The organism is Rheinheimera sp., assembly GCF_036568245.1.
GTDB lineage: Bacteria > Pseudomonadota > Gammaproteobacteria > Enterobacterales > Alteromonadaceae > Alishewanella.
Map to the genome: position 1 here is coordinate 1 of NZ_DATCSY010000300.1, position 9,484 is coordinate 9,484.

The window sequence follows — 9,484 nt, forward strand, 5'->3', positions numbered from 1 at the left end:
GAACTCTCACGCCTTGTGGGCACAAACACCTGAAGCTTGCGTGTCTACCAATTCCACCACATCTGCGTTATGTTTTCGCTACTGCGTCAACATGGCGTGCAGTATAACGACAAAAAAAAATCCGTCAACTGACAAAACTGAAAATAAATCTGTTTGCGCAATAAATCAACTGCACAAACTATGGGCACAAAAAAACCGGCATTTGCCGGTTGATTTGGTGCAGATGGAGAGACTCGAACTCTCACGCCTTGTGGGCACAAACACCTGAAGCTTGCGTGTCTACCAATTCCACCACATCTGCATATGGCGTGCAGTATACAGCCTTATCACACCTCGTCAATATGCTGACGCTATCGATAAAGCTGTTTGCGCATTTAAACAGCTAAATGCTTACATTTTGCCTTTTTTCAATAAGCCAATTTCCTCTAAGCGCTGCATTAAATAGTCGTTAGAGTTTATAGGCTCAGGGTAACGGTTCGGCCGTTCAGCACTTACGCAGCTATCCAGAGTTTCAATAACATAGTCCGGGTTAGGATGCATAAAAAACGGAATCGAATACCGCGGCTCACCTGCTGCTGCACCTGCCGGGTTAACAACCCTGTGCGTGGTTGATGGCAGTACATGGTTAGTCAGTCGCTGCAACATATCACCGATATTCACTACTATCGTGCCTTCGATCGTGGTTACTGGCAGCCAGCTACCATCACGACGCAAAATTTCCAGGCCAGCTTCATTTGAACCAACCAGCAAGGTGATAAGGTTAATATCCTCATGCTGGCCAGCGCGGATTGACTGCGTGCTGGTGTCTTTAATCGGCGGGTAATGAATTGGCCGTAAGATCGAGTTACCATAATTTACTTTGTCGGCGAAGTAGCTTTGCTCTTGTCCTAAGAACAAAGCCAGAGCTTCTAATACGGTGTTACCCAATTTTTCCAGCTCGGTATACAGCGCATAAGTCGCTTGTTTAAAGCCGTCAACCTCTGTCGGCCAGACGTTAGGATACAAGCTCGGATGCGGCGCAGGTCCAGTTAGCTCCCGCCCAACATGCCAGAACTCTTTTAAGTCCGGATGATTAGAGTCTTTCGCTTTTTCAACACCAAAACCGGTGTAACCGCGGGCGCCGCCCTGACCTGGTTTATGGTACTTTGCTTTAACTTCATTAGGTAAAGCAAAAAACTGTTTAATTGCTTTGTATGTATTCTCTACCACGTCGTCCGGAATACCATGGCCGCTAATGCCGCAGAATCCAAACTCAGTGTAGGCCTTGCCAATTTCGGCAACAAAGTTATCTTTGTCGGTGGCAAACCGTCTTATATCTAACGTTGGAACTTGCTGTGTCATATAAAAGACCTGTTTTTAGCCTAAGGAAAAAAAGAACCCTGCAATTGCAGCGCTCATTAAGTTCGCCAATGTTGCAGCCAGCAGGGCTTTTAAACCCAGCTCAGCAATATCAGCACGGCGACTTGGAGCCATACCGCCCAAACCACCTAATAAAATAGCAATTGAAGAAAAGTTAGCAAAACCACACAGGGCAATAGTTACTATCACCTGAGTATGGGCGCTTAACTGCTCCTTCACCTGCACAAAGTCGAGGTATGCGACAAACTCGTTAATAACCAGCTTCTGGCCAATAAAACTACCCGCCAGGCGTGCTTCATCCCAGGACACACCCAAAATAAAGGCCAGTGGCTGGAACACATAACCAAAAATCACCTGCAGCGTTAAGCCTTCAATACCAAACCAACCAGCGATGCCGCCAATAGCACCATTAACCAGAGCAATTAAGCCAACAAATGCCAGTAACATGGCGCCTACATTTAGTGCCAGCTGCATACCACTTGACGCACCGGCCGCAGCCGCATCTATAAGATTGGTATGCTGGGTGTCCGCTTTAATTTCGTTTAGCTCGTTCTTCGGCTGTTCAGTTTCCGGCAGAATAAGTTTTGCCATCAAAAAGCCACCAGGTGCAGCCATAAAGCTGGCAGCAATAAGATATTTAAGCTCAATACCCAACCCGGCATAACCTGCCAGCACAGAACCTGCCACTGACGCCAGGCCACCTACCATTACCGCGAACAATTCAGAGCGGGTCATGGTGGGTATAAAGGGCCTGACAATTAACGGCGCTTCAGTCTGGCCAACGAAAATGTTTGCGGCGGCTGACATAGACTCAGGCCGGCTGGTACCCAACAGCTTTTGCAAGCCACCACCGATAATACGGATTATCCACGTCATTACACCTATGTGGTAAAGCACAGCAATAAGGGATGAGAAAAAGATAATAATAGTCAGCACATGGATAGCGAAAATAAAGCCCTGTGATTTACGGCCAATATCACCGAACAGAAACTCAATGCCTGATGTCGCGTAGCTGATAATGTCCGCAACAAAGGTTGAAATGCTGTACAGCACGTCCTGGCCAAAGGGCACATATAAAACGAAAGCACCGATTGCCAGCTGGATACCAAATGCGCCCCCTACAGTACGCCAATTAATACGGCTGCGGTTAGCCGATGCGGCGTAAGCTACCAGTAACAGGGCAGCAATGCCCACTAATCCCATCATAGTTAAATTCCCTGATTGTTATTCCGCCAGCAACTGGCGGATTTTTGCTTTTATAATATCGATAGCAATCTGGTTCTTACCACCGCGGGTGACAACCAGATCGGCATGTTGTTTGGAAGGTGCGATAAATTCGAAAAATGCCGGTCGTACAGAGTTCTCATACTGCTCTGTAACAGAGCTTAAACTGCGGCCACGCTCTTCTAAATCGCGCTTTATACGACGTAGCAAGCACACATCAAGCGGTGTATCCATAAACACAGTAATATCAAACTGCTGCCGCAACTGCTCATCAGTTAACAGTAAAATACCTTCGACCAAAATGACTTTTGCCGGCTGAACAGTAATGGTTTCATCAGTACGGGTGTGTGTTTTATAGCTGTATTGTGGCATCTGAATCGCTTTGCCGTTTCGCAAAGCATTCAAATGAGAAGCGAGTAACTCATGTTCAAAAGCTGCTGGATGGTCGTAGTTAGTCAGCGTGCGCTGCTCAAACGATAAGTGGCTTTGGTCACGGTAATAGGCATCTTCCGACAGTATAGCGATACGTTCACCGCCCAGTTCAGCAACCAGCTCCTGGTATACCGTTGATGCAAAAAGGCTTTTGCCGGATGCCGAAGCGCCAGCAATCGCAATAATAGTGTTTTTTCCCACGGAGTAATTCACTTTGGCAAAATAAGCCGGTAATTATCGCTAAAAAACGCTGATTAAGAAATAAAAAAATGCCCGCTTAATGCGGGCATTTAAATCAATATAGTTAACTCAGGAATTAGAACTTGTAGCTCAAGCCCAGTTTAATTCTCCAAGTAGATTCTTCAGCATCAAATAAGCTCCAGTTGTTGGTATCAACGCCACCGAACACTGGTTCATATTTGTATCGGCCTTGGCTATCTAAACCTGCGAAATCAACGATAGAAGCATTGGTGAACTCTTGACGTTGAATTTTACCTTTATCGCTATCAATCATATTTAGCAAATTATTGATAGTGAAATAGATAATGCCTTTATGGCCTTCAGCAAAGCCTGGAACTTCTTGTTGGAACTGGAAGTCAAGCGTTGAAACCCATGGAGACTTACCTGTACCTTTAGGCGCAAAACCGCCTGCGTACTTGTCTAAGCCAACAGCAGCGAAATTAGCCATAAGCTCTTCGTACGAAATAGTGCTTTCTGGGCTCAGATTAGGATCATTTGGGCCAGTTGGGATGTATGGTAAGTATGAACTTGCACCTGCAAATGAAGATGTTTGATCACCAAACGCATAGTCGTTATACAACCCCATAACCCAGCTGAAACTGGTACCAGAGCGGCGTTGGAAGAACAAGTTAAACTTCGAGGCGTAGCCACTGAAAAACTCTTTAGTGTAACCTACAGTTAACTTCAAGCTATGCTCAACTTCATAATCTGCAGTGCCTACTAACGCCTGATTTCTATCACGCACAATATTGTAGCGGTAGTTTGACGTTGCAGTTGAAGAGGTGCCAGGGTTACCTTCCTCTATATTTTGATTGGTATATGATGCGTAGGCACTCAGACCGTTATCCCAATTTTTGGATAATGAGGTGGTCCAAATTACAGCTTTACCGTCAACATCTTCGTTAGTTAATAGTAAGTCATAGTGCCCTGTAGGTGCCTCAGGATCACACGGTTCGTATACATTCACACCAGCTGAGGTTTGACCGCTTACACAACGCGAAATATCTACCCATTGCGAGTTGTCAGTCATCCACTTACGCATTACCTCAGTATTCCAGTAGAAATCCTCACCCAAGCCTGGAATATCAAAGCGATAATCAACTGCTAAACGAGCAATCCAATCTGAAGGCATTTTGTAATTCGGATCGATACTGTTTGTATCACCGTCACCGGCAAACATTGCATCCTGAACTGACTGAGGAATGCTTGTTACATCAACGTTGGTTAGATAGTCGCTAGGACTTACAGATCCACGGTCAAATTGAACTAATGTATAACCATCATTCGAGAACGAGTTAGAAATCCAAACGTTTGGTTTACCACCTGAGAAACGACCAAAACCTGCGCGTAAAGTAACATCTTCAGTTGCTAACCATTTAAAGTCGACTCTTGGTAGCAGAATATCTAAACCATCCAGATTTTCCTGATTACTAAAACCATAGCGGTCGACGTAATTCTGATTAAGTGTTGGCTTATCATCAACGATATAACGCTCATACCGAAGACCTAAACCAAGCTCCATTGTATCGTTCAGATACCAATTGTCCTGAACATAAAGATTTGTCATTTTCAGGCTGAAATCAGCTGCAGCGTCGCTAGCTACATTCGTGTAAGCATTTTCATAAGAAAAACTAGTAGCTGTACGGTTCTCAAAATCTTCAATTGAATCAAAATTCCACGAACCAAGTGAGTTACGAACGAAAATATTAAATACGTCCAGTTTGTTATACTCGCCACCAAACTTCAGTTGATGGTCACCGAACAGATACGTGAACTTCGCGCCAATTTTCATGTCGCTGTTTTTCAACTCATTAGCATGACGGTTATAGTCAGGGCCAAAATTCAAAGTACCAGTGCCGGTACGAACGTTGATATCACCGTATTCTGTAGTCTTAAGGCCAGAAATTGACTCAACATCTTTATAGTTGAAATATAACTCGCTCGATAAATCGGCTGTCCAGTCTGAAAACAGCGAGAAACGGTATAGATCCATATTTTGCGTATAGTCATACCAGTTAGTATCTAGCTGCAATGTACTGTTGCCAGTACTCTGATTACGAAGGTTGTTACCCTCTGTCAGGTTATAAGTAAAAGAAGCACGATGTTCACTGTTGATATTCCAGTCCAGCTTTAACAGGAAATTCTCATTCTCTGTATCTGCCCCCGAATTCCAATCACCGGTATCAATACCGTATACGCGCTGAGCTATCTCTTTAATTTGCTCATATTGCTCAACAGTTACACGGCTATCGTTCGCCGCGCCAGCACCTGCTGGACCGTATTCAACCTGAGTAGGTTCTTTTGACTTTTCATAGTTTAAGAAAAAGAAAAGTTTATCTTTAACGATAGGGCCACCTAACGCAAAGCTATAGGTATCACGCTCGAAATCAAGAGGTACATCACCGTCAATCGGGTGCTCTGGAGTACCGGCCCAAGAATCACTCATTTTTTCGTAACTAAGTGAACCATGAAATTCATTAGTACCAGATTTAGTTACAGCATTGATGCGGCCACCTGAGAAACCACCTTCTGAAGCATCAAAAGGTGCAACATCAACGGCAACCTGCTCTACAGCATCTAAAGAAATTGGCGAGCGCTGAGTCGGGTAACCATTTGTATTTAAACCAAAATCATCATTCACACCTACACCATCAATAGAAATACTGTTGTAGCGAGGGTTAGAACCACCAATACTCAGTGGCGCATCAGAACCTGGCAGTAAGTTTACATAAGGGTTCATTCGCGCAACTTCTTTTAAGTCGCGGTTAAATGTAGGGGAATTTGCTATATCATCAGCACTGAAATAGCTACTGCTACCATTATTAGCAGCACCCGCAATTGCTGTACCAGTCACAGCAATGCGTTCAACCTGCTCAGATTCTAACTGAGCATTTAAACGGAAAGACTCGCCCAACGATAAGTATAAGTCGTTATAAGTTTTGGTTCCCTGAGCACTGGTGATCGTAATAGTATACGGACCACCTACACGTAAGCCTGAACTAGAGAATGAACCTGACTCATTTGTTGTCGCAACAGAGCGCGTTCCAGAAGGCACATGTAAGATATCCACACGCGCATTTGCCGCCACCTGTCCTGAAGCAGTAACAACATTACCGCGGATTGCTGAAGACGTTTCTTGGGCAAGTGCAACATTACTTGCACCAACGGCAAGAGTTATTGCAAGCGCTAAACTTTTAATTTTCATATCGTTTTTCACCTGGTAGTTGTAGGTATTTATCTAAATCCATTTGAATACAGATGCTGCGTTCAATTTGGGAGATAATGGTATCGAAACCATATTACATTTTTCTTACGCCAATCCGATTTATGGGAACTTTTTGCTCCTCTAATTGTCTTAGGCGACTGCCATATAAGTGTAACATAGCAGGTCGGAGTTGCGCACTATGTAGCTGGAATTTGCTCATAAAATGACTTTCCGGCAAAATTAATGCTTCTGCTGGTTTTTAGAAGCTCTGCACTTTATGCTAGCCACCTGTCTGAATAACGTCGCCCTTTCTGATGATAAAACATACAACCCTTACTATTCTCAGTGCAGTTATAAGCCTTGGAGTATCTGCATCTATGCAAGCCACTGAAGTCACTTTTGCCACCTTTAATGTCAGTATGGAAGCGCAGAATTATCTGCCCGCCGGTGAGCCTGGTGATGGTACCGTGCTGGCTAAACTTCTGGAGACAGATACTCAGCCTCAGATCCGCAATATCGCACACATTATTCAGCTGATCCGGCCGGACGTACTGCTGTTAAATGAGTTTGATTATATTCAGCAGCCGGAAAAAGGTATTCAGGCTTTTATCCGCAATTACCTGAACAAAGCGCAGGGCAATGCCGACGCTATCGATTACCCATACTTTTACTACAGCACGGTCAACACTGGCCAGCCCAGCCCTTATGATCTGGACAATGACGGTGTTGCCAGCGGCACAGGTGCTGATGCCTGGGGCTTCGGGTTTTATCCGGGGCAATACGGCATGGTGCTGTTGTCAAAGTATCCGATAGATACAACCGGGGTTCGCACCTTCCAGCATTTTAAATGGAAAGATATGCCGAACTTTATGCCGACGAAGAAAGCCGATGGTAGCCCCTGGTATAGCAAAAAAGCCTGGGCAGAATTTCCGTTGTCGTCAAAAAGCCACTGGGATATTCCGCTTACCATCAACGGAGAAACTGTACATGTGCTGGCAAGCCACCCAACACCACCGGTGTTTGATGGCGAAGAAAACCGCAACGGCATCCGCAACCATGATGAGATCCGTTTTTGGGCGGATTATCTGACACCAGCTGACAGCAATTACATCTATGATGACAAAGCAGTAAAAGGTGGCCTGCCGGTTGGAGCCCGCTTTGTGTTACTCGGCGATCAGAACTCTTCTGCTGATGGCGAAGGTGATGCATTTAACAGTGCTATCAGTGCCTTGTATCAGCACCCGCGCGTAAACAACAGTTTGCCACCGCAAAGCAAAGGCGGCGCAGAACATACACCAGATAACCCTAAAGCGGCTTTTCACACTGCAGGCTGGCGGATGCGGGCAGACTATGTGCTGCCATCCAAAGCGGGCTGGCGAGTGCTTGAAAGCGGTGTGTTCTGGCCAGAGAAATCTGACCCGCTCTACCCTTTAGTCGGCTCACGCGGTGCCAGTTCGGATCACCGACTGGTCTGGGTGAAGTTAGAATTAAGCGCTGAGTAACTCAGCGCTTTAAGCACGGCGGCTAAAACCGCTGCACCAGGTTTTGTACATGCACCGTTACTTCTTCCCGGTCGTGGTACAAGTGTTTGACCTGCAGCCGGAACTTGATGCCAGCTTCCGTCAGGCGCTGCTCAAACTGCTCTAAAATCTCAGTTACGGTTTCATAGCGTTTTTTCATTGGCAGCTTCAGGTTAAAAATAGTTTCCTGGCACCAGCCATTAATCAACCAGTCACCTATCCGCTCAGCAACCCGCTGCGGCTGTTCGATCATGTCGCATACCAGCCAGTACACATTTTTCTTCTGTGGTTCAAATTTAAAGCCATCAACGGTTAAGTGTCTCACCTGACCGGTTTCCATCAAAGACTCTGCCATCGGGCCGTTATCAATAGCGGTAACCATCATGCTGCGCTTAACCAGCTGATAAGTCCAGCCGCCCGGACAGGCACCAAGATCTACCGCATTCATACCACCGGCTAAACGTTTATCCCATTCATGTTTGGGAATAAACTGCAAAAAGGCTTCTTCCAGTTTAAGCGTACTACGGCTCGGTGCTTCGTTCGGAAACTTTAACCGCATAATGCCGTTTTCCAACGGGCTGTTGTTCTCAGGGTAAGACAACCCCACATAGCCTTGCTGGCCGCTTAATAAAAACAGATGCAGCACAGGTGCCCGCTTCTGCTCTTTAGCGAGTAACACACCCGCCTGGCGCAGTGCCTGACGCAGCGGCACCGTCAGCTTACGCGCCAGCGTTGACAACGTTTTACCGTCGTTGGTTTCCGGGTATTCAACTCTTAGCTCGCCACAGCCACTAAGTTCTGCGCCAAGCACAGCTTCAGTCACCGGGGCGATACGATCTGCCGGTGGTAATTCCAGCAGCTCTGCTAACAATAAGCTCCACTGACGGATAAATATAAACTGCTCAAACGGATAATCGCGGTAAAACGCAGCCAGGCTGTCAGCATCATAGGCTTCGAAAATAACGTACGCACTGTTGCTGCTTAACTTACAATAACCAAACACGTTATGCAGGCCAGCTTTATGCTGAATTTCAGCAGCACATTCTTTCTCGAAACCCGCGCGGCAATATAGTAATAATTGTCTCATGTTAACTCCGCCGCCAGGCCGTTACAGCACATAGTAACCAGGCAGCAATAAGTAGCTGGCCACCTATAGGCGCCAACTGAGAATAGTGAAATGGCAAAGCAAACACGCCAGCCAGAATAGTCCAAACAAAACACCACAAGCCAAGATGCCACAATAGTGCCACTAACTGTGTCAGTTTGGCGCTGCTGCGCTGCATACCAAGCGCAAGCAGTGCCAGCGTATGAAAAGCCAGCATTGTCAGGGCACTGATAACGCGGGCTAAAGCTTCAGAGCTTAAGCTGCCCTGCCACAAATGCATCAGCACCGCACTTAACCCCACTACAGCGGCACCATACAAGGCTGCTGTGCTATTACTGATTTGCCAAAAGTACTTCATCAATGCTCCTGCTACAAAACTGCGCGGCCTGTGCAATAAGT

The 9,484-nt window shown here is 46.0% G+C and carries 7 protein-coding genes and 1 tRNA gene; 1 reads left to right on the forward strand and 7 read right to left on the reverse strand.

Going from position 1 to position 9,484, the window contains the following annotated elements:
* Positions 1-215: 215 nt before the first annotated feature.
* The 5 genes from VIN66_RS13530 to VIN66_RS13550 all read right to left on the reverse strand — a co-directional run bounded on the left by VIN66_RS13530 (position 216) and on the right by VIN66_RS13550 (position 6,460).
* Positions 216-301: transfer RNA gene (locus tag VIN66_RS13530), tRNA-Leu, on the reverse strand.
* A gap of 89 nt (positions 302-390) precedes the next feature.
* Entirely contained in the window at positions 391-1,341 is a 951-nt protein-coding gene (locus tag VIN66_RS13535) for an isopenicillin N synthase family dioxygenase (protein WP_331924471.1), read from the reverse strand.
* A 15-nt stretch (positions 1,342-1,356) separates the two neighbouring features.
* Positions 1,357-2,565, reverse strand: a complete 1,209-nt coding sequence (locus VIN66_RS13540; RefSeq protein ID WP_331924472.1) for a NupC/NupG family nucleoside CNT transporter — start codon at positions 2,563-2,565, stop codon at positions 1,357-1,359.
* 18 nt (positions 2,566-2,583) lie between these two features.
* Positions 2,584-3,228, reverse strand: a complete 645-nt coding sequence (udk, locus tag VIN66_RS13545; RefSeq protein ID WP_331924473.1) for a uridine kinase — start codon at positions 3,226-3,228, stop codon at positions 2,584-2,586.
* 103 nt (positions 3,229-3,331) lie between these two features.
* Positions 3,332-6,460, reverse strand: coding sequence for a TonB-dependent receptor (locus VIN66_RS13550; RefSeq protein WP_331924474.1), 3,129 nt, complete (start codon positions 6,458-6,460; stop codon positions 3,332-3,334).
* A 377-nt stretch (positions 6,461-6,837) separates the two neighbouring features.
* On the opposite strand from VIN66_RS13550, the gene VIN66_RS13555 reads away from it, so the two are divergent.
* A complete protein-coding gene (locus VIN66_RS13555) occupies positions 6,838-7,962 on the forward strand; it encodes an endonuclease/exonuclease/phosphatase family protein (RefSeq protein WP_331924475.1) in 1,125 nt (374 codons plus the stop codon).
* A 22-nt stretch (positions 7,963-7,984) separates the two neighbouring features.
* On the opposite strand, the gene rlmM is transcribed toward VIN66_RS13555, so the two are convergent.
* Positions 7,985-9,067 carry a 23S rRNA (cytidine(2498)-2'-O)-methyltransferase RlmM gene (gene rlmM, locus VIN66_RS13560; RefSeq protein ID WP_331924476.1) on the reverse strand — a complete coding sequence of 361 codons (1,083 nt, stop codon included), beginning with the start codon at positions 9,065-9,067 and terminating at the stop codon, positions 7,985-7,987.
* A 1-nt stretch (position 9,068) separates the two neighbouring features.
* On the reverse strand, positions 9,069-9,484 hold a 416-nt coding region (locus VIN66_RS13565), incomplete at its 5' end, for a DUF423 domain-containing protein (protein ID WP_331924477.1).